Origin of the sequence: Desulfovibrio sp. 1188_IL3213 (assembly GCF_036763145.1) — a bacterium.
Lineage (GTDB): Bacteria > Desulfobacterota > Desulfovibrionia > Desulfovibrionales > Desulfovibrionaceae > Desulfovibrio.
In genome coordinates, this window is record NZ_JBAIYR010000620.1 from 1 (window position 1) to 1052 (window position 1052).

General features: G+C 60.9%; 1 protein-coding gene and 1 pseudogene. One reads left to right on the forward strand and one right to left on the reverse strand.

The window, feature by feature from the left end; all coding sequences use genetic code 11:
- Positions 1-186, reverse strand: a pseudogene (locus V6C16_RS14075) (magnesium transporter); the annotation flags it as partial.
- A 237-nt stretch (positions 187-423) separates the two neighbouring features.
- Between V6C16_RS14075 and V6C16_RS14080 the strand changes: the two are divergent.
- Positions 424-1052, forward strand: a 629-nt coding sequence (locus tag V6C16_RS14080; RefSeq protein ID WP_442886248.1) for a nicotinate-nucleotide diphosphorylase, incomplete at its 3' end; no start/stop codon positions are given.

A 1052-nucleotide genomic window follows, 5' to 3' on the forward strand; every position in this document is an offset into this window, starting at 1 on the left:
GGGGCTGTGGCCGGATGCGCGCGCCGCACCGGTATGGGAACACGCGCAGGTCGTGCCCTGCAAAGAGGGATCAGCCGTTACGCCGTGTTCCGGTTCTTGCGTCAACGGCGCGGTGATACGGGCGTCCTCCCGCTCCGTGGCCTCAACAGGCCGCATGTCATGTTCTTTTTTACGATAATCTGCCATAGCGCGCCTTTAGCCCAAAATACTCCCCGAAGGAGCGAAAAAGCCGTGAAAAGCGCCTCCCATGCGGCAAGGCGCATATGTGAAAATGCTCTCGAGGTTCACGCAGCTTGACGCGACGCACTGGGCATTCTATCTATTTCAATCACCCGCCCAACGGCGCAGGACGCCGCATGGGTCAATATGCCGCGCGTGGCATTCTGACCGGGGCGGCACCCTCTCACTTAGCATGCGAAAGAAATGGGAACAAGCGCAATGTATACGCCCTGGGCCGCTTTTTTTTCTCCCGAAGGACGGCGGCTTCTACAAAAATCCATAGATCTCGCCCTGGAAGAAGACGGGCCGGAACTGACCGCCACGGGTCTTTTCTCGCCTGACGCGCAAATGAACGCGGTCATACGCGCCAAAGAAGATACCCTGGTGGTGGGCCTGCCCATTATCGGCCCGGTATTCCGCAGCCTGGGCGCGCTTTTCAGGTGGCAGGCCCTTGTACGCGAAACGGCCCGCGTACCCGCCATGACGGAGGTGGCCCGCATCACCGCTCCGGCAGTGAGCATGCTCAAGGCCGAGCGCGTCATCCTGAACTTCATAACCCATCTTTCGGGCATCGCCAACCTCACGGCCCGCTACGTGCGGGAACTTGAGGGAACCGGAGTGCGCCTGCTCGATACGCGCAAAACCACGCCCGGCCTACGCTGGCCGGAAAAATACGCCGTGCAGGCGGGCGGCGCTTCCAACCACCGCAAAAATCTCGCTGAAATGCTCATGCTCAAAGATAACCACATTGATGCCGCCGGCTCCATTGCCTCGGCCGTGGCTGCCCTGCGCAAACGCTATGCCCCCTGCCCCCCCATTGAGGTGGAATGCCG